The following is a 23,790-nucleotide window of genomic DNA, read 5'->3' as shown; positions in this document are numbered from 1 at the left end:
AGGTACGAGTCACCGACCACGGGGACAGGGATCCGACACGTCGGGTCCCGATCCCCGACCGGCACGCCGAGCGACGGCGGCGTCACCGCGCACTACCCTTGGTGCATCGTGGACGGCCGGGTGCTGGTGGTCGAGGACGACGCCTCCGTCCGGGAGGTCACCGCCCTCGGACTGCGCCGCGCCGGATTCCGGGTGGACACCGCGAACGACGGCCGGCAGGCCCTCGCGGCCTGGCGGGCCGGGCCGGTCGACCTGATCGTGCTTGACGTGATGCTGCCCGGGCTGGACGGCCTACAGGTGTGCCGCGAGATCCGGCGGACCAGCACGGTGCCGATCCTCATGCTGACCGCCCGCACCGACACCATCGACGTGGTGGTCGGCCTGGAGTGCGGCGCCGACGACTACCTGCGCAAGCCATTCGACCTGCCGGAACTGGTGGCCCGGGTCCGCTCGGTGCTGCGCCGCACGGTCTTCGCAGCCGAGCCGGGTCCGCTGCGGATCGGCGGTCTGGAGATCGACCCCGGCGCCTTCGTGGCCCGCCGCGACGGGCGGGAGCTGCCGCTGAGCACCACCGAGTTCCGGCTGCTGCTGGAGCTGACCCGCCGGCCGGGGCAGGTCTTCACCCGCGAGCTGCTGCTGGAACGGGTCTGGAATCACAGCTACCTGGGCGACAGCCGGCTGGTCGACGTGGCGGTGCAACGCCTGCGCGCCAAGATCGAGAAGAATCCGGCCGACCCGCGACTGATCCGCACCGTACGCGGTGCCGGCTACAAGTTCGTCGCCGGTTGACCGCGATGGCGGCGACGGGACCGGAGGCCATGACTCCCGGCCGGCTACGACGCCGGTTGACCATCGCCTTCGTGCTGGTCGCCGGCGTCTCGGCGGGAGTGCTCGCCGGCGGGTCGTACCTGCCGCTGCGGCAGGCCCGTTATGACGCCTCGCTGCACGCCGCCGCGGCCGACGCCCGCTACCAGCTGGTGCTGGCCGGGCAGTTCCTGCCGCTCACCGAACCGCACCGCACCGCGCTGCTGACCAGCTTCGAGGGCAGCGGACGACACGTGGTGCTGGTCGCCGGGCAGAGCTGGCCGTCGCACCCGGCGTACGCGCCACCGCTTGGCGAACAGTTGCGCCGCACCGTCGCGGCCGGACAGCTCGGCTACCAGCGCAGCACCGGCCGGCCCCGGCTGCTCGTGGTCGGTGGCCGGATCCCCGGTTCCACCGCCGAACTGTACGTGATCACCGGCGAGGACGACCTGGCCACCGAGTTGGACCAGCTGCGCACCGCCCTCGTCGCGGGCTGGGTCCTGGTGGTGCTGCTCGCCGCCGCGGTCGGGCACACCCTGGCCCGGCGCACCCTGGAACCGATGCGTCGAGCCAACCGGGCGCGGGAACGGGAACGGCGGTTCACCGCCGACGTGGCGCACGAGCTGCGTACCCCGGTCACCGCCCTGGTGGCCGCGGCCTCGCTGCTGCGCGAGCACCTGGATTGGTTGCCCGCCGACGCGCGCCGGGCCGGCGAGCTGCTGCTCACCGACGTGGTCCGGTTGCGTGGGCTGGTGGAGGATCTGATGGAGATCTCGCGACTCGACGCCGGTCAGGAGTCCGTGGCCGTCACGGACGTGGACGCCTCCGCGCTGCTGCACGCCATCGTCGCCGCTCGTGGCTGGCAGCACCGGGTCGCCGTCGATGCCGAACCGGTGCGGCTACGCACCGATCCACGACGCCTGGAGCGGGTCCTGGGCAACCTGATCGCGAACGCGGTACAGCACGGTGCCGGTGCGGTCCGGGCCGCTGTCGCCCGGTCCGGGGAGCGGGTCGCCTTCGAGGTCAGCGACCAGGGGCCGGGTATCCCGGCCGAACACCTGCCTCGGCTGTTCGACCGCTTCCACAAGGTCGATCCGGCCCGTGGCGGCAGCGGCCTCGGCCTGGCCATCGCGCAGGAGAACGCCCGGCTGCTCGGTGGCCGGCTTACCGTGCGCAGCACACCGGGAACCGGCACCCGGTTCCGGCTCCTGCTGCCCGACGCACCGGACGGTGCCGACCGGGAGCGGGACTGATGAGCCGCCGGGCCACCGCCATCGCGACCCTGCTGCTGCTCCTGGCCGCCGGATGTGCCCCGACGCGCTCCGGATCGCTCGGCCCGGCACCGACCGCACCGGCACCGACCTCCGTCGGCCCCACCAGCACCGGCCCGACCACCGTCGCGCCCACCGGCACCGTCGTCCGGCCGCCCGCCCGCACCACCACCGCGCCGGCCGCGCCGACCACCGGCTCCGCCGGCCGCAGCCGCGCCGCGACCCTCATCCTCCAGCTGTGGTACGTCCGCGACGGGCGACTCGCCCCGACCCGGCGCAGCCGCCCGGCCACCGTGGCCACCTCCCGGCTGGCCCTGACCGAACTGGCCGCCGGCCCGACCCGGGCAGAGGCCGACGCCGGCCTGGTCACCCTGCTGCCCGACGGCGCCGAGGTGAGCGGGATCGACTCCGGGACCGCCCGGGTCCGGCTGGCCGCTGCCGCCGATCCGGCCGTCACCCGACTGCGCCAGGCCCAGGTGGTGTACACGCTCACCCAGTTTCCCACCGTCGCGCGGGTCGCCTTCGGCGCCGCCCCGCCCGCCGACCGCGCCGACTACGCCGACCTGCTGCCACCGGTCGTGGTCACCGCCCCGACGATCGGTGAACGGGTGACCAGCCCGGTGACCGTCACCGGCACCGCCGACGTGTTCGAGGCGACCGTCACCGTTCGGCTGCTCGACGCCGCCGGCCGGCAACTCGCCACCGCCTTCACCACCGCCACCTGCGGCACCGGCTGCCGCGGCGGCTACCGGATCGTCATCGGCTACCGGCTGGACCGCGAGCAGCCCGGCACCGTCGAGGCGTACGAGGTCTCCGCCGCCGACGGCTCCCGCACGAAACTGGTCGCCGTACCGGTGGTCCTGACCCCGGCCGGCTGACCCGCTGCCCGGCGGCCACCAGGTACGAGACGCGGCACAGGACGGACCCGCGAAGTAACCACATAGGACGCTTAATCGGGTGGCCGGCCGGCAGGTGGGTCACCGATGATTGCGGTCGTGACCCTCGATGGCCCGCTGGGTGGCAACGCCGCCTCGATCCAGGCAACGGCCCACGCCCTGGCGAAGGTCGGGTCCGCCGAGGCCGTGGTGCTCGTCGAGGGCATCAGCGACCAGATCGCCCTGGCGACGGCCGCGGTGAGCCGCAGCCGGGATCTCGACGCGGAGCGGGTGGTGATCGTGCCGATCGGCGGGGCGCACGCCATCGGCCGCTTCCTCACCGGGCTGGGCCCGCTTCGCACCCGGGTACGCCTCGCCGGGCTCTGCGACCTGCGCGAGGAGGAGATATTCCGGCGCGGGCTGGCGATGGGACGGGTCGGCTCCCCCGGCACCCGCACCGAGATGGAGCGGCTGGGCTTCTACGTCTGCCGCGACGACCTGGAGGAGGAGTTGATCCGGGCGCTCGGCGTCGCCGCAGTCGAGGCGATCCTCGACGCGCACGGCGATCTCCGCTCGTTCCGCTCGTTCCAGGTCCAGCCCGCCTGGCGCGGCCGGGCGCCCGAGGCGCAGCTGTGGCGCTTCCTGCGCAGCAGCTCACACCGCAATCTGCGCTACGCGCGCCTGCTCGTCGAGGCCGCAGTCGACCGTGGCACCCTGCCCCGACCGCTCGACGCGCTGCTCGGCAGCGTTTGAGCCGGTGCCGGCGCAACGGCCGGGTACGCGCCGACCACGCTGAGGTGGGTCCCGAGCTTCACCCACGCCCGCAGGCGTGACAGCTACGCTGCGGAGAGCGCAACTGTCACGCCCGGCGGTCGGATCGGAATCATTCGCCCCCGGTGATCGTCGGTCGTCTGCCTCAGCCCTTGACGCAGACCACCTGCTTGAGGTGGGCCACCACCTCGACCAGGTCCTCCTGCTGGGCCATCACCTCGGTGATGTCCTTGTACGCGCCGGGGATCTCGTCGACCACCCCGGCGTCCTTGCGGCACTCCACCCCGGCCGTCTGCGCCACCAGGTCGGCGGTGCCGAACGTCCGCTTGGCCTGGGCGCGGGACATCCGGCGTCCCGCGCCGTGCGACGCCGAGCAGTATCCCCACTCGTTGCCCTTGCCGCGCACGATGTACGACCCGGTCCCCATCGACCCGGGAATGATGCCCAGGTCACCGCGGCCCGCCCGGATCGCTCCCTTACGAGTCACCAACACGTCCACCCCCTCGTAGTGCTCCTCGGACACGTAGTTGTGGTGGCAGCTGATCGGCTCGTCGTAGCCGACCTGCGGGAGTCGGTCCCGCACCACGTTCATCAACACCGCGAGCATCACCGCGCGGTTGCGCCGGGCGTACTCCTGCGCCCACCACAGGTCCCGGCGGTAGGCGTCCATCTCCGGCGTACCGGCGAGGAAGACCGCCAGGTCCCGGTCGGGCAGGTCGGCGTTGTGCGGCAGCTGGCGGGCCACCGCGATGTGCCGCTCGGCCAGTTCCTTGCCGATGTTGCGCGAACCGGAGTGCAGCATCAGCCAGACCCGGCCGGCGTCGCTGCCGCCCTGTTCCAGGCAGACCTCGATGAAGTGGTTGCCGCCACCGAGGGTGCCCAGCTGCCGCCGGGCCCGGGTCTCCAGCTGCGCCACCCGCCGGTCCAGGTCGCCGAAACGCCGCCAGAAGTCGTCCCAGCCGCGCTGCTCCAGGCCCCGCACCCGGCGCGGGTCGACCGGCTCGTCGCGCGTGGCGAAGCCGACCGGAATCGCCTCCTCGATGGCCCGGCGCAGGCCGGCCAGGTCGTCGGGAAGGTCGGCGGCGGTCAGCGAGGTGCGCACCGCCGACATCCCGCAGCCGATGTCCACCCCGACGGCGGCCGGCGAGACCGCCTGCCGCATCGCGATCACCGAGCCGACCGTGGCGCCCTTGCCGAAGTGCACGTCCGGCATCACCGCGACACCCTGCACCCAGGGCAGCGCGCCGATGTTGCGCAGCTGCCTGGCGGCCTGCGCCTCGATTGCGTACGGGTCGGTCCACACCCGCACCGGTGCCCGCGTACCGGCGAGCATGCTGAATCCCATTGTCGTCTTCTCCTGAGCTGCGAACGAACCCCGCCGATCTTGCACTTTCGGTCGCCGAAACACGGCCTTTACAGCCTTTTATCCAGGCGAAAAGTGCATGATCGACGGCCGCGGGTGAGCGCGGTGCGGGTGAGGCGAGGTGAGGCGGGGCGCGGTTAGGGGCGCGGGAGGGGCCCGGTCAGGGCCGGAAGTCTGCGGCATGTGCCGGCGGGCACGGCGGTGCGACCCGGCAACGGCCAGCTGGCCTGGCGGCGATGTGGTTCTGACACGGCGTACTCCTTCCGGCTCCAGTCGGATTCGACCTGATGCGCAGAAGAGTATTGACGACCGGCGGTGGCCGCAATTGATATTGCGTGGTCAGGCGCGGGCCGCGTCGCCCTGCTCGCGGCTGACCTGGTCCAGGTGGGCGGCGAGTTCGTCGGTGAGCAGCAGGTCGGTGCGGATGTCGTCGTGCGGGTACGCAGCCCGGCCGACCATGTGCGCGGCCACCGGCGCGGTGGCGAGTTGGAAGATGCCGACCAGCACCAGCGTGGTGATGTCCACCCCGGTCCGCAGCCGCAACCCGCAGCCGACCAGGACCAGCAGCAGCCCGAGCACCTGCGGCTTGGCGGCGGCGTGCATCCGGGTGAGCAGGTCCGGGAAGCGCACCAGGGCGACCCCGGCGGCGAGGCTGAGCAGCGCGCCGCTGATCAGGCAGGCGGCGGCGACGATGTCGAGCACGGCGTCGAGACTCATTTGCTGTTTCTCCGAGCGGCGAACCGGGCGACGCTCACCGAACCGACGAAGCCGAGCACGGCGAGGACCACAAGCACCGGCAGCGCGGTGGCGTCCCGGCTGTACGCGGCCTCGGTGGCGATGGCGGCGACGATGACGGCCAGCAGTACGTCGGTGGCGACGGCCCGGTCGAGGATCGACGGACCACGGATGATTCGGGTCAACGTGAGCCCGCCGGCCACGGCGAGCAGCACGGTGACGAGCACGGCGACGACGGTCATGTGGTGGCCCCTTCCAGGTCGGCCTCGACGCCTTCGCGGACACGGCGTTGCTCGTCCGCCGAGCCGATGGCGGCGATGATCCGCGCCTCCAGCTTCAGCACGCCACTGCGGAACTGCTCCACCTCGTCCAGGCTGTGCAGGTTGATGACGTGCACGAACAGGGTGCCGGTCGTCCGGTCCGCCTCAAGGATCAGACTGCCGGGCACCAGGGACAACGCCTCGGCCATCAGGGTGAGGTTGAGGTCGGTGTTCACCCGCAGCCGCACCGCGATGATGGCGCTGTACGGGACATGCCGTGGCCGGAAGGCCAGCCAGGCGATCTGCGCCGAGGCGACCACCAGGTCCTTGAGGAAGCGCAGGAGGAAGCGCAGCGTGCCCATCGGATGGATCCGGCCGGCGAACGTCACCGGGGGCAGCGGGAAGACCGCCAGCAGCACGGCGGCGGCCACCAGTCCCCCGATCACGTTGGCCCAGGAGAAGGTCCCCCACAGCAGCACCCAGACGGCGACGAGGGCGGTCACCGCGACGATCTGGTTGCGCCGCCGGGCGGACCGACTCATCGGCTCCTGGTGCGGCGCGTCGGTCGGGTCCGCCGGGGTCATCGGGTCGGGCTTCACGGCGTACCTCCCGGGAAGACGGCCTCGACATACGGGGTCCGCCGCAGCAGGTCATCGGCGGCGTCGCTGCTCAGGTCGAACAGCGGACCGGCGACCAGGGTCAACACCAGGCCGAATGCCACAAGCGCGACGGTCGGCGCGATCATCAGCCCGGGCATCACGGCACCGGTCTGGGCCACGGCGAGTCCCTGGCCCGGCTGCACCGAACCGTCGGTACGGGCCGCCCGGTCCGCGTCGTCCTCGCGGGGCATCTCCGGATGGGGCGCCCGCCAGAAGGCGAGGTTCCACACCCGGGCGATGGCGTACAGGGTGAGCAGGCTGGTGACCAGTCCACCGGCGACCAGGATCCAGGCCAGCACGCCACCGTCGTCGATGCCGGCCTGCACCAGGCCGAGTTTGCCGAGGAAACCGGAGAACGGTGGGATGCCGGCGAGGTTGAGCGCTGGTACGAAGAACAGCACCGCCAGCAGCGGTGACAACCGGGCCAGACCGCCGAGGCGATCCAGCGCGGTGCTGCCGCCACGTCTTTCCACCAGGCCGGCGGCGAGGAACAGGGTGGTCTGGATGGTGATGTGGTGCACCACGTAGAAGATCGCCGCGGAGAGGCCGAGCGACGAGGTGAGCCCGACGCCGAAGAGCATGTAGCCGATGTGGCTGATCAGCGTGAAGGACAGCAACCGCTTGATGTCGGACTGGGCGACCGCGCCGAGAATGCCGACCACCATTGTCAGCACCGCGGTCACCAGCAGCAGGGTGGCCGTGCGACCGCCGGGGAAGAGCAGCGTCTCGGTACGGATGATCGCGTACACGCCGACCTTGGTCAACAGGCCGGCGAAGACGGCGGTGACCGGGGCGGGGGCGGTCGGATAGCTGTCCGGTAGCCAGGCCGACAGCGGGAAGACCGCCGCCTTGATGCCGAAGGCGAGCAGCAGCATGCCCTGTAGGACCAGCCGGATGTCGTCCGGCAGGGCGTCCAGCCGGTCCACGAGCTGGGCGAGGTTCAGGGTGCCGGTCGAGGCGTACACCAGCCCGATGGCGACCAGGAAGATCACCGACGAGAGCAGGCTGACCACGACGTATGTGGTGCCGGCCCGGATCCGGGTCTCGGTGCTGCCCAGGGTGAGCAGCACGTAGCTGGCGACCAGCAGGATCTCGAAACCGACGTAGAGGTTGAACAGGTCGCCGGAGAGGAACGCGTTGCACACGCCCGCGGTGAGCACCAGGTAGGTCGGGTGGTACACCGACAGCGGCGTCTCCTCGTTGCCGTCGGCCATGCCCTGCCCGATGGAGTAGACCAGCACGCAGAGGGTGACCGTGGCGGAGACGACAAGCATCAACGCGGCGAGTTGGTCGGCCACCAGCACGATGCCCAGCGGCGCGACCCAGCCACCGACCTCCACCACCAGCGGCCCGTCCAGGCTGGAGCGGACCAGCAGCGCCGCGGCCACCGCGACGGTGGCGGTGAGCACGGTGAGGCTGACCCACCGCTGGGCGCGGGGCCGACCGAGCAGCAGCAGCGTCAGCGCCGCGCCGAGCAGCGGCATCACCACCGGCAGCGGAACGAGGTACGTCATCCGGGCCTCCCCGCGTTCGTCGAGGCGGAAACCGGCCGCTCGTCCTCGGTCGTCACGTCGTCACCGTCGGTGTCACCGTCTCCGTCGTCTTCCGTGCCGGGGCCCTCGTCGCGTTCCGCGAGGTCCATGATCCGGCGGTCCTCGACGTCGTCCTGCACCTCGTCGTGCCCGTTGAGGTGCCAGCTGCGGTAGGCCAGAGCGAGCAGGAACGCGGTCATCCCGAGGGTGATCACGATGGCGGTGAGGATCATCGCCTGGGGCAGTGGATCGCTCATCTCCTCCTGGGCGGTGGTGCCCACGATCGGCGGTCCACCGGCCCGACCGCCGGTCAGCAGCAGCAGGTTGGCGCCGTTGCCGAGCAGGATGACGCCCATCAGCACCCGGGTGAGGCTGCGTTCGAGCAGCAACGTCACGCCGGCGGCGACAAGTACGCCGACCACGATGACGTAGGTGAGGTTGGGGGTCACACCAGCTCCTTTTCCCGGGCCTCGACGTCCTCGGTCTCCTCCTGCTGGCGGTCCATCTCCGCGCCGAGGCTGCGCAGGATGTCCAGCACCAGGCCGACGACGATCAGGTAGACGCCGACGTCGAAGAAGACCGAGGTGACGAAGTGAATGTGTCCCAGTACCGGCAGGTGGAAGTCGAGCAGGGCGGTCTGGAGGAACTCCCCGCCGAGCAGCATCGCGGCCACGCCGGTGCCGACGGCCACGAACAGCCCGGCACCGAGCACCACACCGGCGTCCACGGGTGCGGCGCCGTTGAGTTCCGTCCGCCCGCCGGCCAGGTAGCGCACGGCCAGCGCCAGACCGGCGACCAGACCGGCGGCGAACCCACCGCCGGGGGCGTTGTGGCCGCTGAACAGCAGGTAGATGGAGAACAGCATGATCGCGTGGAACAACAGCCGGGTGATCACCTGGAGGATGACCGACTGGGCGCGGGCGGTGGCGCCGGTGGTCAGCCAGCGCGGGCGGGATTCCGCCCGGACACCGCCGGGGATGTCGCCGCGCCGGTCGAGGTCGCGAGCATGGCGGAAGATCAGGCTGGCCACACCGGTGGCGGCCACCACCAGTACCGCGATCTCGCCCATGGTGTCCCAGGCCCGGATGTCGACCAGGGTCACGTTGACCACGTTCTTGCCGCCGCCGTACGACACGGCCTCGTCGGGGAAGCCCACGGAGACCGGAATGGCCTGGCGGGCGCCGGCGGCCACATAGGCCATGCCGGCGGTGACCGCGCCGACCGCGACGCCGATGGCGACCCGGCCCCGGCGGCTGGACCGGATCGGCCGTTCCGAGAACTTTTCCGGCAGTCGGCGCAACACCAGCACGAACATGACGATCGTGACGGTCTCCACCAGGAACTGGGTCAGGGCCAGGTCCGGGGCGCCGTGCAGGACGAACAACAGTGCGATGCCGTAGCCGGCGACGCCGACCAGGATCATCGCGGTGAGCCGCCGCAGTGCGCGGGCCGCCATCACGGCGGCGACGGCCACCACGGCGCCGGCCACCACCTGCAAGGGAGTGTCCCACAGGTGAAAGCGCTGCGGCCACGGGCTGCCGGCCAGCAGCGCACCACCCGGCAAGACGACCAACACCACCAGGATGACGCCAAGGTAGAACGGCAAGGAACCACGCTGGGTGGCACCGGTCAGCTCCACCGCCAGCCGGTCCACCCCGGCGATGGCTTTGCCGTAGGCGGCGGCACCGTCGAAGGGCAGTCGCAGGGTGGTCCGTACGCGTTCGCGCCGCATCAGCAGGAAGAGCCCGACACCACCGGCCACGGCCAGCACCGACAACCCCAGCGCCGGCGTGAGCCCGTGCCACAACGCCAGGTGGTAGCCCGGGTCGCTGCCGGTGGGATAGAGGTCGGCGTACGGGGCGAGCAGCCGGTCCACCGCCGGGGCGAGCAGGCCCGCCGCCGCTCCGGCGACGGCGAGCAGCGCCGCGGGCGCGAGGAAGGGCCAGCTGATCGGCTTGACCACGGTGATCGGGGTGTCGGCCTTGTCGGCGAAGGCCCCCCAGAGGAAACGCAACGTGTACGCAACGGTCAGCACCGAGCCGAAGATCACGCCGGCCAGCACGGCCAGGTCGACGGCGGTGCCGTGCAGCAGCGCCTCGACCGCCGCCTCTTTCGCCACGAACCCGGCCATCGGCGGCAGACCGGCCATCGAGGCCGCCGCGAGCCCGGCCACCACCGCCAGGGCCGGCGCTTTGCGGCCCACCCCGCTGAGTTCGCGCAGGTCCCGGGTGCCGGTGGAGTGATCGATGACGCCGACGGTGAGGAACAGGGTCGCCTTGAACAGGGCGTGCGCCAGCACCATGGCGGCACCGGCCAGCGCGGTGTCCCGGGTGCCGGCGCCGAGGATCACCATCAGCAGACCGAGCTGGCTGACCGTGCCGTACGCCAGCAGCAGCTTCAGGTCCACCTGCCGCAGCGCGGTCCAGCCGCCGAGGAACATGGTGATCAGACCGGTGACCAGCAGCACCGGTCGCCACGGGGTGAGGCCGGCGAAGGCGGGCCCCATCAGGGCGACCAGGAAGACACCGGCCTTCACCATTGCCGCGGCGTGCAGGTAGGCGCTGACCGGGGTGGGCGCCGCCATCGCGCCCGGCAACCAGAAGCTGAACGGGAAGATCGCCGACTTGCTCAGGGCGCCGAGCAGGATCAGCAGTACGGCGACCGCCAGGTAACTCCCGCCGGGCAGGTTCTCGGCGACCTCCGACCAGCGGTAGGTGCCGGCGTGCTGGCCGAGCATGATGAACCCGGCGAGCATCGCCAGGCCGCCAAGCGTGGTGACCAGCAGCGCCTGCATGGCCGCCCGCCGGCTGGCCCGCTTGGCCGGGTCGTAGCCGATGAGCAGGTAGGAGAAGACGGTGGTCAGCTCCCAGAACACGTACAACAGCAGCAGGTCGTCGGAGACCACCAGGCCGAGCATCGCTCCGGCGAAGGCGACGAAGACGGCGGCGAAGCGGCCGAGCCCGGGGTCGTCGGAGCGGAAGTAGCGGGCGCTGTACGCGAGCACCAGCGCGCCGACGCCGCCGACCAGGACGACAAGCAGCCAGGACAGGGTGCCCATCCGCAGGGCCAGTTCCAGGCCGAGTTGCGGCACCCACGACACCGTCTCGACCACCGGGTCGCCGGAACGGACTCCGTTGGTCTGGGCCAACGCCCAGACCAGGGTCGCGCCAGGGGCCAACGCCACCAGGTAGAGAGCCTGCCTGCCCCAGAGCCGCACCAGCGCCGGGGCGATCACGGCTGTCAGCGCATGGACCGCCACCAGAGCCAGCACACACCCTCCCCAGAGATCATCAGTCGGTGTAACGACCCTATCTGGTGCCGACCGTTATCCGCATCCGTCGTGATTCTGATCAAACACGGACGCACCGAGTGAGGCGGGCCTGGTGGGGTGCGGTTAGTGTACTCAATCCCTCCCGGTTCGGCGGGTCCGTCCGTCGTCGCGGTCGATGCGAAGCTCGCGCTCAAGTTCGACGATGAGGGTCCGCAGATCGTCCAGCCGCTGACTGATCGCGATCCGGTCCACCTCGTCCGGTATCCCGTCACCGTCCTCGTCGTACCCGGGGGCGAGCCCCTCGGTCATCTCCAGCCGGCGGGCCTCCTCCATGGAGTTGACGATGACCGCGATCAGGATGTTCAGCAGCACGTTGACGGTGATGATCACGAAGCTGACGTAGTAGAGCAGGGTCCACGGGGCGAAGTCGATGGCGTCGGCGATGTGGTCCGGCAGCGTCTCCAGGGAGAGCAGCACGAAGAGGGTCAGCAGCGACCGGCCGATGTCACCGTAGTCCTCGGGATACGCCTCGCCGAAGATCAGCCAACCGGCCATGCCGTAGACGTAGAGCGTCACCACACCCAGGGCGAGGAAGCCCCCGACGCCGGGCAGGCTGCGCCACAGGGCCGTGACGATCGTCCGCAGGCCGGGCGAGAACCGCACCAGCCGCAACATCCGCAGCACCCGCACGACCCGCAGCAGCGCCGAGTCGCCGTGCAGCACCGGTACGAAGATCGCCGCGATCACCAGGAAGTCGAAGACGTTCCAGCCGTGCCGGAAGAAGTCCTGCGGCCGACGGCCGTACGCGATGATCCGGATGGTGATCTCGACGACGAACACGGCGCGGAAGGACCACTCCAGGGCGTGCAGCGCGAAGCCGGCCGGACCCAGGTTGGGATAGGTCTCCAGGCCGAGCACGACGCCGTTGGCGATGATCACCGCGATGATCACCAGTTCGAACGGACGCGACGCGGAGATCCGGGCACAGAGCTTGACCAGCCTGGCACCGCGCGCCGCCCGGTCCCGATCACCCCGCTGGGACGGTATGCGAGTCCAACTCACCGGCCGGCCGGCCCCGGTGGAGTGACCGGTGCCGGCGAGAGCACCCACCGTGCGTCGTCGGGGCGCTGACGTACGGCAATCATGAAAGACAGCCTACGGGGAAAGGATCTAGGACATCACCCACCCAGCCGACGGACATGGTCATGACGGTCTCGAGCTGGGCACCGCCTCGATCGGGTAATTGGTGACCTGCGGCTCAGCCCGCCGAGGAACGGGCGACCGGCAGGTCGAAGTAGGTGTCCGGCCAGGGCTCGTCGCGGTAGCGGAAGTGCCACCACTCCCGGTCGTAGCCGACGAACCCGGCGTCGGTCATCAACCGCCTGAGCAGTTCCCGGTTGCGCCTGGCCGTGGCGTCGACCTGGGACGAGGCGACGTGCGCGAGCGGATCGAAACAGTCGAAGCCGGTGCCCATGTCGATGCTGTTGTCGGCGAAGCGTCGGTCACGCGGGGCGGTGCAGGCGACCAGCGGCTGACCCGGCACGTACCCGGGTTGTTCGGGTGCCGGCACGTCGACCAGGGTCAGGTCGACAGTGCTGCCCCGGCTGTGCGTACTGCGCGCACCGAGGTAGCCCTGCTCGAACAGATCCGACTTGGCCACCCGGGGATAGAACTCGGCCTTCATCTGCTGCCCGCCGGGTTGGCCCGCCCACGTCAGGAAGTCGTCCACCGCGCGCCGGGGCCGATAGCAGTCGTAGACCTTCAGGCTGTGGCCGGTGGCCAGTGCCGCGTCCTGCACCCGGCGCAGTGCTGCGGCAGCCGCGTCGGTGAGCAGGCAGAGTGGTTCCGGATAGCCGTCGACCGGGCGACCGACGAAGTTGTGCGCGGTGGCGTAGCGGATGTCGGTGTGGATGCGCGGGTCCACGTCGGAGAGCACCACCAGGCCGGGCCGCCCCGACGGTGCCGGCGGTGGCGGCGGCTGTGGTGCCCGTACGCACCCACCCACCACTCCCACTCCGGCCAGCACCCCCAGCAGCTGCACGGTCAACCGGACGCGGGCGGTCGACGGGGTGGTCATTCGCGGTGGGTGGGGGTCCGGGTGGCGGCGGTGCGGACGCGGCGGCGGGCGATCAGAGCGCCGGTCAGCAGGGTCAGGCCGACGGCGAGCGCCACCCACGAGACGAGACGGAGTTGTCCGGCGAGGTCCCGCCGGCCGGCGGCCTCGGCACCGGCGGCACCGCCGGGCAGCGCCTGCGGCGGCACCGAGGCCGGCGGCGCGGAGGCGGTGGTGGCGCCCGGCCGCACCAGCGCGCCGACCGAGGCGTCCCGGGGCAGGGCGAAGCCCCAGTCGAGCAGGGCGGCACCCTGTTCCCAGCCACGCTTGTCGACGACGTCCGCGCCGAGCAGGGTGACCACGAGTTGGCGTCCGCCCCGCTCGGCGGCACCGACGTAGGTGTGCCGGGCCAGATCGGTGTAGCCGGTCTTGCCGCCCAGCGCACCTGGATAGTGGTAGAGCAGTTGGTTGTCGTTGTCGATCGTGAAGCCCTTGGCGCGTTGCCTCGGCTGGGCCGGGATGGTCGCCTCGCGGGTCGCCACGTAGCGGCGGAAGTGGGCGTCGTCGAAACAGGCCCGGGCGATCAGGGCCAGGTCGTACGCGCTGGTGAACTGCCCCGGACCGTCCAGCCCGGAAGGGGTCGCGGCATGGGTCTGGTAGGCACCGAGCCGGTGCGCCTGCTCGTTCATCGCGCGTAGTCCGCCGGCCATCCCGTCCGGGCCGCCGCCGAGCCGGGCCAGCGCGTTTGCCACCTCGTTGCCCGACCGCAGCAGCAGGCCAAGCCAGAGCGTCTCGACCCGGTACCGGCCGCCCTCCACCAGCCCCACGGCCGAACTCCCCGGCTCGATGTCCAGGTCCCCGGCGGTGATGGTGACGGTTTCGGCCGGGTCGAGCCGAGGCAGCATGGTCGCGGCCAGCAGCAGCTTCTGCACGCTTGCCGGAGTGGCGTACTCGTGTGGGCCACAACCACCCAGCACCTCGCCGGTCTCCAGGTCGGCCACCAGCCACGAGGTTGCTGCCACCCGGGGTGGTGCCGGCACATCCGGCGGTACGACCAGCCCGGCCGTGGCCAGCCGGGCCCCGCCCACCGCCCGCTGCACCGGGTCCGGCGACGGTGTCACCGGCTGCGACGGGCCGGGCGCGGGCGGCGCGGAGCGCGGGCACGGCGTCGGCGCGGCCACGGCGGCACCGGTGGCGGGCAGCAGGGGCGATGTCATGAGCGCCGCGGTCACCGCGGCGGCGAGGCGGTTGACTCTCACATTCAGCGACACTATCGGGTGAATTCCGGCCAGTCCGGCGAATCGACCAGCACGCAGGTACCCGATCTGCCGAGACGATCAGCGCCGCGCTGCGGTCGTCCCCGGCCGGCGGCCCCGCCGAGCGGCGATCACGGCCAGCCCGATCGCGGCCAGGCCGACCGCAAGCGCCACAAGCGTTCCGGCGCCCGGCCCGTCGTCGAGCGCGGCCGAGGAGGTGGCATCCGCCGACGGCGCGTCGCCCGGCTGTGGCGCGGCCGATGGCGCCGCCGTCGGCGCGTCCCACTCCCCCGGTTCCACCAGCCGGCCGACCGCGGCACCCGGGGGCAGCGCGAATCCCCAGTCGAGCAGCGCGGCACCCTGTTCCCAGCCGCGCTGCGGCCGGGGCTCGGCACCGAGCAGCGTCACCACCAGCCGGCGGCCGTCGCGCTCGGCGGCACCGACGTAGGTATGCCGGGCGTAGTCGGTGAAGCCGGTCTTCCCGCCCATGGCACCGGGGTAACGGTAGATCAACTGGTTCTCGTTCTGGATCTCGAAACCCTTGGCGCGCAGCGGTTTCTGCGCCGGGATCCGGGTCCGCTCGGTGAGTGCGTACCGGCGGAAGGCCGGATCGGCGAAGCAGGCCCGGGCGATCAGCGCCAGGTCGTACGCGCTGGTGAACTGTCCCGGCGCGTCCAGCCCGGAGGGGGTGACCGCGCGGGTCTGCAACGCGCCGAGCCGGCGCGCCTGCTCGTTCATCGCGCGCACCCCGCCGGCCGCACCGTCCGGCCCACCGCCGAGGCGAGCCAGCGCGTTCGCCGCCTCGTTGCCGGACTGCAACAGCAGTCCCAGCCACAGGGTCCGCACCCGGTAGCGACCGCCGACCAGCAGCCCCACGGCCGAGCTGCCCGGCGCGATGTCCAGGTCCTCCCGGGTGATCGTGACGAGTTCGTCCGGGTCGAGCCGGGGCAGCATGGTCGCGGCCAGCAGCAGCTTCTGCACGCTCGCCGGCGTGGCGTACTCGTGCGGGCCACAACCACCCAGCACCTCGCCGCTGTCCAGGTCGGCCACCAGCCACGAGGTGGCGGTCACCCGCGGCGGTGCCGGCGCCTGCGGCGGTACGACCAGCCCGGCGGTGGCCAGCGCCGCCCCGCCGACGACCTGGTGCTCCGGAGTGGACGGCGGTGGCGTGGGTCGCGGCGAGCGCTTCACCTTCGGTGCCACCGCCTTCGGGCAGGGCACCGCCGTCGCGGCAGCGGCCGTCGCGGCGGGGGCGGCCGTAGGCGCGGTGACCGGTGTCCCGGGCGCGGGGCCGACGGCGCCCGGCACCCCGACGGCAACACGCTCTGTGTCCGGCGAGCCACTCACGGTCGCGGGAATCACCGCGACCGCGAGCATGACGGGAGCGATCACCAGGGCCCGGAGTGTCATGAACACGCAGCCTAACCGCAAGATCGCTGACCGGCCGGGCCGGCGGCGGGTCCACCGGGGACGAAGCGACCGGCGAGCTTTCCGGATCGACATTGAACCGACCGGCCGGGTCACCGCGTATCCCCGACCGAACAACCACGAACGTTCCGGACCAGCAACGGGAGCGCTCCCGAGGTGGGTCCGACAGCACCCCGGAGGGACGTACGGCGGGGCCGGCCGTACGTCACCCTCCCGGCATCCACCGCGCACCAGCCGGCGGGTTCTTCGACCCCGCCGGGCGGTCAATCATGAGGAGAGAAAGCATGGTCAGGCGTACCCGAAAGCTCCAGAAGCACGCCGCGCTGAAGCTCGGCGGGGTCGGCGTCCTCGCGGTGGCGCTGCTGGGGGCCGGTCTGACGCTGGCCTCGGCCGACGACAGCGCCAGCAGTGGGGCGCAGACGGCGAACTGCCCGACGGTGCGGGACAAGCTGGCCAACGTACCGGCCGCCGCACAAGCCGGAGTCGAGCAGGAACTGGCAAACCTCGACAAGCAGATCGAGGAAGCCAACGCCCGCCTCGCCCAACAGGCCGCCAACCCCCAGGGCGGCGCCAACTTCGTCCAGAACGCCATCCTCGGCCCCCTGGCCAGCAAGCGCACCGCCGCACTCGACCGGATCGGCATCAACATCAACCGCGCCGGTGGGCAGCGTCCCGACCTGAGCAGCCTGGCGACCTGCGGGCTGAACGCCGCCGGCATCCCCAGCGCGGTCAACGGCAACGCCGGTAACGCGGGCAACAACGGGAATGCTGGCAACGGCAACGCGGGCAACAACGGCAACGCCGGGAACAACGGCAACGGCAACGCGGGCAACAACGGCAACGCCGGGAACAACGGCAACGGCAATGCGGGCAACAACGGCAACGCCGGTGTCGCCCAGACGGTGAGTTGCCCGAGCGTGGCCGACCGGCTGCCGGCCGTGCCCGCCCAGGCCGCTGCCGAGGTGCAGCGGGAACTGGCCAACCTGGACGCGCAGATCGCCGACGCCAACGCCCGCCTCGCCCAGCAGGCCGCCAACCCCCAGGGCGGCGCCAACTTCGTCCAGAACGCCATCGTCGGTCCCCTGGTGGACCGGCGGGTCGCCGCCATCAACCGGATCGCCACCGCGATCGGCCGGGTCAACGGCAACCGCCCCGGCGACCTGGTGAACCTGGCCTCACCCTGCGCGCTGCGCTGATTCCGGGAAACCTCCACGGTGGGCGGTGGCCACGGGCCACCGCCCACCGTGTTGCGCGGTGGATCACAACTGGTTGACCGCACGGTCACCGTGCGGATAGAAACGCCGCAGTGGTCGGCCGGATCCGTCGGGCGACGATCGCGAGGGGGTGGCCGTGGCCCTGATCTCCTACGACGACACAAACGCCGCCGCGTTCGCCGCCGGTCGCGAACTGGGAACGACAGGGCTGCACCGCTGGCGCGACGCCGTCCGGCAACACCTGCGGCCCCGGACCGGCACCACCCTGCTGGACCTGGGCGCCGGTACCGGCACCTGGGCCCGCGCGTTCACCGACTGGTACGGCATCCGGGTGCTCGCGGTGGAGCCGGCACCCGCGATGCGGGACCGCTGCCCGTACCGTCCCCTGTTGGCCGGGGACGCCCGCGCGCTGCCGCTGGCCGGCTCCAGCGTGGACGGTGCCTGGCTGTCGACGATGATCCACCACGTTCCCGACCTGGACACCATGGCGCGTGAACTGCGCAGGGTGCTGCGGCCCGGTGCCCCGGTGTTGATCCGCTCCCCCTTTCCCGGCCGATACCAGCGGATCACCCTGTTCAGCTGGTTTCCCGAGGCGATCCCGGCGCTCGACCGCTTTCCCGGGCTGGCCCGGGTCCGCTGCGCCTTCGCCGAGGCGGGGTTTCCGGTGAGCACAGTCGAACCGGTGGCGCAGACCGTCGCCGCCTCGATGGCCGAGTACGCCGAGCGGATGGACCGACGCGCACACACGCCGCTGCAACTGATCACCGAGGCGGAGTACCAGCAGGGTCTGGCCCGGCTGCGGGCAGTCGCCGCCGAGGCCCCACCCGGCCCCGTCGTCGACCACCTGGACCTGCTGGTGCTGCGGTGAACCGCGCGGTGGCGGCCGGGCCGGTGCCGACCGCGGGCTGACCGACGGCGGTGATGGCGGGCGGCGGTGATGGCGGGCGGCGGTGATGGCGGGCGGCGGTCACCGCCCCAGGCAGCCCAGGTAGTCGTGCAGGGCCGCCGACGCGGCCAGCCGGCGCAGGCTACGCCGGTGCAGGTCCTGCTCCCGGCGGGCCAACTCGGCGCGAACCCGCTGCGGGCTGCCGGTGGTGCGCATCTCGTCCAGCACGGCGGTGATGATCTCGAACGGATAGGCGCCCCGGCGGAGCAGCGCCACCACCTGAGCGGCGCGCACCTCGCTTTCGTCGTACACCCGGTATCCGGTGCCCCGCTGGCGGCTTGGCCGCAGCAGCCCGCGGGCCTCCCAGAGACGCAGCTGTGAGGTGCGGACCCCGACCAGGTCGGCCACCGCGCCGATGCGGACCGCGCGGCGCGGCGCGGCGACCGGCGGGCTGGCCACCACCGTCTCGAACGCACCGAGCACCCGGCGGATCTCGGCGCGCTCGCGGTCCAGCTCGGCGTGGCCGGCGTCGAGCGCCGCCAGCGCCGCCGGCAGGTCACCGTGGTGTACCGCCGTCATGACCTGCCGGGTACGCGCCCAGCCGTGCCCCTCGGCCATGGTCCGGGCCACGGCGAGCGCCCGGGCATGCGCCGGGGTGAAGATCCGGTAGCCGCTCGGGGTGCGCTCGACCGGCGGCAACACGCCGAGATCGACATAGTTGCGGACCTGCTGCACCGAGATGCCCACCGTCGCGGCCAGGTCGACCGCGCGCAGCCGCCCCATCCGACCCGTCACCCGATCAGCCTACTGCTTACACGTCGTTTGAGACTTTGCCCCCTATAGCGCATCTAGCAGCAGCGAAAAGGCGGACAAAGTCTCCACGTGCTGATGAATGAGACACTTGAAGACGGCCAGGCCAACCCCAGCCAGTTCCCGGGACGGCAGTCCGTCCACGATTTCGCGAAGGGTTCGCATGCAGCAGCCAGCACGGTCCGCCGCCGACAGCCACGATCTGATCGAGGTACGCGGCGCGCGGGAGAACAACCTCGCCGACGTCTCGGTCGACATTCCCAAGCGCCGGCTCACCGTCTTCACCGGAGTCTCCGGCTCTGGCAAGTCCTCGTTGGTCTTCGGCACCATCGCCGCCGAGTCGCAGCGCCTGATCAACGAGACCTACAGCGCCTTCCTCCAGTCGTTCATGCCGAACCGCTCCCGGCCAGACGTGGACTCGCTGCGTAACCTCACCCCGGCGATCGTCGTCGACCAGGAGCGGATGGGGGCCAACTCACGGTCCACCGTCGGCACCGCCACCGACGCGTACGCCATGCTGCGGATCGTCTTCAGCCGGCTCGGCAGCCCGCACGTCGGCGGCGCCGGTGCGTTCAGCTTCAACCTGGCCGAGGGCATGTGCCCCGCCTGCGAGGGCCTGGGCCGGGTCTCCGACCTGGACGTCAACGAGCTGGTGAACGTGGAGAAGTCGCTTAACGACGGCGCGATCACGGTGCCCAACTTCGGCGTCGACACGTGGTACTGGCAGACCATCGTCGGCTCCGGCCTGTTCGACCCGGATGTCAAACTCCAGGATTTCACCCCGCAACAGTGGGCGGACTTCCTGCACAAGCCGGCCACGAAGATCAAGATTGGCGGCACGAACCTCACCTACGAGGGCCTGATCGTCAAGGTACGCCGGCTGTACCTGGCCAAGGACCGCGAGTCCATGCAGCCACACATCCGGGCCTTCGTCGACCGGGCGGTCACCTTCACCACCTGCGCCGACTGCGGTGGCACCCGGCTCAACGCCGCCGCGCTCTCCGCCCGCATCGCCGGGCGCAACATCGCCGAGTGCTCGGCCATGCAGATCAGCGACCTGGCCGAGTTCGTCCGGGGCATCGACGACGAGTCGGTCGCCCCGTTGACCGGGAACCTGCGGCACCTGCTCGACTCGCTTGTCGAGATCGGGCTGGGTTACCTCAGCCTCGACCGCGAGTCCGCCACCCTCTCCGGCGGCGAGGCGCAGCGGGTCAAGATGGTCCGACACCTCGGTTCCAGCCTCTCCGACATCACGTACGTCTTCGACGAACCCACGGTCGGCCTGCACCCGCACGACATCGCCCGGATGAACGACCTGCTGCTGCGGCTGCGGGACAAGGGCAACACGGTGCTCGTGGTCGAGCACAAACCGGAGACCATCGCGGTGGCCGATCACGTGATCGACCTGGGACCCGGCGCGGGCACCGCCGGTGGCACGATCTGCTACACCGGCGACGTGGCCGGGCTGCGCCGCTCCGACACCCTCACCGGCCGCCACCTGGATCACCGGGTACGGCTGCGCGAGCGGGTCCGTACGCCCACCGGCCAGCTTTCCATCCGCCGCGCCGACCTGCACAACCTGCGCGACGTCGACGTGGACGTCCCGCTCGGTGTGTTGACCGTGGTGACCGGGGTGGCCGGCTCGGGCAAGAGTTCCCTGATCCACGGCTCGCTGCCCCGCCGGGACGGGGTGGTCGTGGTGGACCAGTCCCCCATCCGTGGCTCCCGGCGCAGCAACCCGGCCACCTACACCGGTCTGCTCGACCCCATCCGCACCGCCTTCGCCAAGGCCAACGGGGTGAAGGCGGCACTGTTCAGCGCCAACTCCGAGGGTGCCTGCCCGACCTGCAAGGGCATCGGGCTGGTCTACACGGACCTGGCGATGATGGCCGGCGTCGCCTCGGTGTGCGAGCAGTGCGACGGGCGGCGCTTCACCGACCGAGTGCTCACCTACCGGCTGCGCGGCAAGAACATCGGCGAGGTGCTCGGCATGTCCATGGCCGAGGCCCGCGACTTCTTCCCCAGCGGGCCGGCTCGGGCCATCCTGGACCGGATGACCGACGTCGGGCTCAGCTACCTGACCCTGGGCCAGCCGCTCACCACCCTTTCCGGCGGCGAGCGGCAGCGGCTCAAGCTGGCCATCCACATGGCCGACCGGGCGGGCACGTACGTGCTGGACGAGCCGACCACCGGACTGCACCTGGCCGACGTCGACAACCTGCTCGCGCTGCTGGACCGGCTGGTCGACGCCGGCAACACGGTGATCGTCATCGAGCACCACCAGGCGGTCATGGCGCACGCGGACTGGCTGATCGACCTCGGGCCGGGCGCAGGTCACGACGGCGGTCGGATCGTGTTCACCGGCACCCCGGCCGACCTGATCGCGCACGGCGACACCCTGACCGCGCACCACCTGCGCCAGTACGTCACGGGCTGAGCGGCGCGCCAAGCGGGCCGGCTCGCCCCGCAGTGAGCCGGCCCGGTCGCAGCCCGTGGTGAGCCGGCCCGGTCGCAGCCCGTGGTGAGCCGGCCCGGTCTCAGCCCAGCCGGCGCAGCCAGCGACGTTGCCAGGGGGTCTCCACGGCGCGGGGCCGGTACGCGGCACGGACCCAGTCGACGGCCCGCTCGGCGGGCAACCCGTCGAGAACCGCCAGCGCGGCCAGCGCAGTGCCGGTCCGACCCGTACCGCCCCGGCAGGCCACCTCCACCCGCTGGCCGGCGTAGCCGCGTCGCAGCGCCTCGCGCAGGGCGTCCAGGGCGTCCGCCCGGTCCACCGGCACCCAGAAGTCGGGCCACCGCACCCGCCGGTACGCCCACCCCGGCGTCGGACCGGGCGCCAGCAGCAGGCTGAAGTCGGCCGGCGACGCCGGATCCGCGATACGCCGTCCCCGCACCCGCACGCCGCCGGGCAACTCGACGATTCCGGCCGCGTCCGCCCAACCCCGTTCACCGTCCATCCCCGCAGTATCGCGCGGTTCCTGATGCCGATACGCCCCCCGGTGCGGCGGGTCAGCGGGGTGGGTTCTGGTCGGGATGGCGGCGGTCGTCGGCCCAGGCACTGCGGTAGATGGTGCCCCGGCCATGCGGGTCGGGTACGCCGGCCTGGCTCGCGTCGGTCAACCCGGTGCCGCTGTCGTTGGACCGCAGGCCACCGGAGCGTCGGGACCGGCGCAGCCGGGTCACCACGAACCAGACCAAACCGAGCACGCAGGCGACGATGACCAGGTTCTGGAGGATCCCGGCGTACCCCTCGACCAGGTGCCAGTTGTCCCCGAGCAGGTATCCGGCCAGCACGAACGTGGTGTTCCAGATCAGGCTGCCAAGCGTGGTGTAGAGGACGAAGGTGAGCACCGGCATACGTTCCACACCGGCCGGAATGGAGATCATGCTCCGGAAGATCGGGATCATCCGGCCGAAGAAGACCGCCTTGACGCCGTGTTTGAGAAACCACTCCTCGGTCCGGTCGATGTCGCTGAGCTTCACCAGCGGCAACTTGGCCGCGATCGCCCGCGTCCGCTCCCGGCCCAGCCCCGCACCGATGTAGTAGAGGGCCAGGGCACCCAGCAGCGAGCCGAGGGTGGTCCAGAAGATCGCCCCCACCACGCTCATCCGGCCCTGGGCCGCGACGAAACCGGCCAGCGGCAGGATGACCTCGCTCGGAATCGGCGGGAAGAGATTCTCCAGCGCGACCGCCAGCCCTGCTCCCGGACCGCCCAGCCGCTCCACCAGATCGGTGACGAAGCCGACCAGGCCGTCCTGCGGAGGTCCGGACGGGCTGGGTTCTTCGGCGGCGTGCGGCAGGAGAATCATGCCCCTACGCTACGAACTGATCCGGCGAACCGCTCAGTCGGTATCGACTTGCGGAAAGAGAAGACTCTACGCTGCCCAGGCGTGGAGGTGATGTGCGTGCGCACTCCGTTACGGCTCGCGGTCGCCCAGCCAACCTGCGCGGCGTACGACATCGGCGCGAACGTGGCAGCGCACGCGGCGCTGGTCCGCGCGGCGGCGGCCCGGGTGGTGCTCTTTCCGGAGCTCTCGCTCACCGGCTACGAACTGGACGCCGCCCCGGTCGACCCGGCCGACCCGCGACTGGCACCGCTTGTCGAGGCGTGCGCGCGGACGGGTACGGTCGCGCTGGTCGGCGCGCCCGTGGCCGGCGACCACATCGCCACCCTGGCGGTGGAGGGCGTCGGCGCGCGGGTGGCGTACCGCAAGATGTGGCTGGGCGCACCGGAGGCCAGCCGGTTCACGCCCGGCCGCGAGCCGGCGGTGCTGGAGGTCGACGGCTGGCGGCTCGGCCTGGCGATCTGCAAGGACACCGGCGTCGTGGCGCACGCGGCGCAGACCTGTGCCCTCGGTGTCGACATCTACGCGGCGGCCATCCTCCACCACGCGGTCGAGGCCGAACTCTCCGACGAGCGGGCGTTGCGCGTCGTCGCCACGCACCGGGTGGTCGCGGCGGTCGCCAGCTTCGCCGGGTCGACCGGTGGGGGTTACGCCGAGGCGGCCGGCCAGTCGACGATCTGGGGCGCGGACGGCCGGCTGCTCGCCCGGGCGGGCAGCGCACCCGGCGAGTACGTGCGGGTGACGTTGACCTGATGG

At 71.7% G+C, this 23,790-nt stretch carries 22 protein-coding genes; 8 read left to right on the top strand and 14 right to left on the bottom strand.

Features of this window, described 5'->3' with window-relative positions; translation table 11 throughout:
* Positions 1 to 108 precede the first annotated feature (108 nt).
* From QQG74_RS16115 to QQG74_RS16100, 4 genes are all read left to right on the top strand, one after another.
* Positions 109 to 789, top strand: a complete 681-nt coding sequence (locus tag QQG74_RS16115; protein WP_341715590.1) for a response regulator transcription factor — start codon at positions 109 to 111, stop codon at positions 787 to 789.
* A gap of 5 nt (positions 790 to 794) precedes the next feature.
* The gene (locus tag QQG74_RS16110; protein WP_341715589.1) at positions 795 to 2,057 is read left to right on the top strand and encodes a HAMP domain-containing sensor histidine kinase; all 1,263 of its coding nucleotides are present in this window, start codon (positions 795 to 797) and stop codon (positions 2,055 to 2,057) included.
* Positions 2,057 to 2,953, top strand: a complete 897-nt coding sequence (locus QQG74_RS16105; protein ID WP_341715588.1) for a Gmad2 immunoglobulin-like domain-containing protein — start codon at positions 2,057 to 2,059, stop codon at positions 2,951 to 2,953. The genes QQG74_RS16110 and QQG74_RS16105 overlap by 1 nt, the downstream gene beginning before the upstream one ends.
* A gap of 105 nt (positions 2,954 to 3,058) precedes the next feature.
* A complete protein-coding gene (locus tag QQG74_RS16100; protein WP_341715587.1) occupies positions 3,059 to 3,703 on the top strand; it encodes a TOPRIM nucleotidyl transferase/hydrolase domain-containing protein in 645 nt (214 codons plus the stop codon).
* Positions 3,704 to 3,866: 163 nt separating this feature from the next.
* Here QQG74_RS16100 and QQG74_RS16095 read toward each other — a convergent pair whose 3' ends face one another.
* The 11 genes from QQG74_RS16095 to QQG74_RS16045 all read right to left on the bottom strand — a co-directional run bounded on the left by QQG74_RS16095 (position 3,867) and on the right by QQG74_RS16045 (position 16,260).
* Positions 3,867 to 5,066, bottom strand: a complete 1,200-nt coding sequence (locus QQG74_RS16095; RefSeq protein WP_341715586.1) for an RtcB family protein — start codon at positions 5,064 to 5,066, stop codon at positions 3,867 to 3,869.
* Between the two features lie 357 nt (positions 5,067 to 5,423).
* Positions 5,424 to 5,801: a monovalent cation/H(+) antiporter subunit G gene (gene mnhG / locus QQG74_RS16090; protein ID WP_341715585.1), complete on the bottom strand. Its 378-nt coding sequence runs from the start codon at positions 5,799 to 5,801 to the stop codon at positions 5,424 to 5,426.
* Positions 5,798 to 6,061 carry a monovalent cation/H+ antiporter complex subunit F gene (locus QQG74_RS16085; protein WP_341715584.1) on the bottom strand — a complete coding sequence of 88 codons (264 nt, stop codon included), beginning with the start codon at positions 6,059 to 6,061 and terminating at the stop codon, positions 5,798 to 5,800. Before QQG74_RS16085 ends, mnhG begins: the two co-directional genes overlap by 4 nt.
* Positions 6,058 to 6,678, bottom strand: a complete 621-nt coding sequence (locus QQG74_RS16080; RefSeq protein WP_341715583.1) for a Na+/H+ antiporter subunit E — start codon at positions 6,676 to 6,678, stop codon at positions 6,058 to 6,060. The genes QQG74_RS16085 and QQG74_RS16080 overlap by 4 nt, the downstream gene beginning before the upstream one ends.
* Complete coding sequence (locus QQG74_RS16075; protein WP_341715582.1) at positions 6,675 to 8,252, bottom strand: Na+/H+ antiporter subunit D; 1,578 nt, start codon at positions 8,250 to 8,252, stop codon at positions 6,675 to 6,677. Before QQG74_RS16075 ends, QQG74_RS16080 begins: the two co-directional genes overlap by 4 nt.
* A complete protein-coding gene (locus tag QQG74_RS16070; RefSeq protein ID WP_341715581.1) occupies positions 8,249 to 8,719 on the bottom strand; it encodes a Na(+)/H(+) antiporter subunit C in 471 nt (156 codons plus the stop codon). The genes QQG74_RS16075 and QQG74_RS16070 overlap by 4 nt, the downstream gene beginning before the upstream one ends.
* On the bottom strand, positions 8,716 to 11,541 hold the full coding sequence (locus QQG74_RS16065; RefSeq protein ID WP_341715580.1) for a Na+/H+ antiporter subunit A: 2,826 nt from the start codon (positions 11,539 to 11,541) through the stop codon (positions 8,716 to 8,718). The genes QQG74_RS16070 and QQG74_RS16065 overlap by 4 nt, the downstream gene beginning before the upstream one ends.
* A gap of 132 nt (positions 11,542 to 11,673) precedes the next feature.
* Positions 11,674 to 12,651, bottom strand: coding sequence for an ion transporter (locus QQG74_RS16060; RefSeq protein WP_341715579.1), 978 nt, complete (start codon positions 12,649 to 12,651; stop codon positions 11,674 to 11,676).
* A gap of 148 nt (positions 12,652 to 12,799) precedes the next feature.
* A complete protein-coding gene (locus QQG74_RS16055; RefSeq protein ID WP_341715578.1) occupies positions 12,800 to 13,618 on the bottom strand; it encodes a M15 family metallopeptidase in 819 nt (272 codons plus the stop codon).
* Positions 13,615 to 14,811 carry a D-alanyl-D-alanine carboxypeptidase gene (locus QQG74_RS16050; RefSeq protein ID WP_341721247.1) on the bottom strand — a complete coding sequence of 399 codons (1,197 nt, stop codon included), beginning with the start codon at positions 14,809 to 14,811 and terminating at the stop codon, positions 13,615 to 13,617. The genes QQG74_RS16055 and QQG74_RS16050 overlap by 4 nt, the downstream gene beginning before the upstream one ends.
* A gap of 120 nt (positions 14,812 to 14,931) precedes the next feature.
* Positions 14,932 to 16,260, bottom strand: a complete 1,329-nt coding sequence (locus QQG74_RS16045; RefSeq protein ID WP_341715577.1) for a D-alanyl-D-alanine carboxypeptidase — start codon at positions 16,258 to 16,260, stop codon at positions 14,932 to 14,934.
* A 302-nt stretch (positions 16,261 to 16,562) separates the two neighbouring features.
* Here QQG74_RS16045 and QQG74_RS16040 point away from each other — a divergent pair, with 302 nt between their 5' ends.
* Both QQG74_RS16040 and QQG74_RS16035 read left to right on the top strand, forming a co-directional pair.
* Positions 16,563 to 17,474, top strand: coding sequence for a hypothetical protein (locus QQG74_RS16040; protein WP_341715576.1), 912 nt, complete (start codon positions 16,563 to 16,565; stop codon positions 17,472 to 17,474).
* Positions 17,475 to 17,628: 154 nt separating this feature from the next.
* The gene (locus tag QQG74_RS16035) at positions 17,629 to 18,360 is read left to right on the top strand and encodes a methyltransferase domain-containing protein (RefSeq protein WP_341715575.1); all 732 of its coding nucleotides are present in this window, start codon (positions 17,629 to 17,631) and stop codon (positions 18,358 to 18,360) included.
* A 99-nt stretch (positions 18,361 to 18,459) separates the two neighbouring features.
* Here the strand turns inward: QQG74_RS16035 and QQG74_RS16030 are convergent, their stop codons facing one another.
* Positions 18,460 to 19,173, bottom strand: a complete 714-nt coding sequence (locus tag QQG74_RS16030) for a MerR family transcriptional regulator (protein ID WP_341715574.1) — start codon at positions 19,171 to 19,173, stop codon at positions 18,460 to 18,462.
* Between the two features lie 178 nt (positions 19,174 to 19,351).
* Here QQG74_RS16030 and QQG74_RS16025 point away from each other — a divergent pair, with 178 nt between their 5' ends.
* Positions 19,352 to 21,625 carry an excinuclease ABC subunit UvrA gene (locus QQG74_RS16025; protein ID WP_341715573.1) on the top strand — a complete coding sequence of 758 codons (2,274 nt, stop codon included), beginning with the start codon at positions 19,352 to 19,354 and terminating at the stop codon, positions 21,623 to 21,625.
* Positions 21,626 to 21,725: 100 nt separating this feature from the next.
* Here QQG74_RS16025 and QQG74_RS16020 read toward each other — a convergent pair whose 3' ends face one another.
* Positions 21,726 to 22,145, bottom strand: coding sequence for a protein-tyrosine phosphatase family protein (locus tag QQG74_RS16020; RefSeq protein WP_341715572.1), 420 nt, complete (start codon positions 22,143 to 22,145; stop codon positions 21,726 to 21,728).
* Positions 22,146 to 22,197: 52 nt separating this feature from the next.
* Positions 22,198 to 22,998 carry a DedA family protein gene (locus QQG74_RS16015; RefSeq protein ID WP_341715571.1) on the bottom strand — a complete coding sequence of 267 codons (801 nt, stop codon included), beginning with the start codon at positions 22,996 to 22,998 and terminating at the stop codon, positions 22,198 to 22,200.
* 96 nt (positions 22,999 to 23,094) lie between these two features.
* Between QQG74_RS16015 and QQG74_RS16010 the strand changes: the two genes are divergently transcribed.
* A complete protein-coding gene (locus tag QQG74_RS16010; protein WP_341715570.1) occupies positions 23,095 to 23,787 on the top strand; it encodes a carbon-nitrogen hydrolase family protein in 693 nt (230 codons plus the stop codon).
* Positions 23,788 to 23,790 lie beyond the last annotated feature (3 nt).

Source organism: Micromonospora sp. FIMYZ51, assembly GCF_038246755.1.
In the GTDB taxonomy this organism is placed as follows: domain Bacteria; phylum Actinomycetota; class Actinomycetes; order Mycobacteriales; family Micromonosporaceae; genus Micromonospora.
Note: the sequence above shows the minus strand (reverse complement) of the source record. Positions and strands in the feature narration are given on the sequence as shown.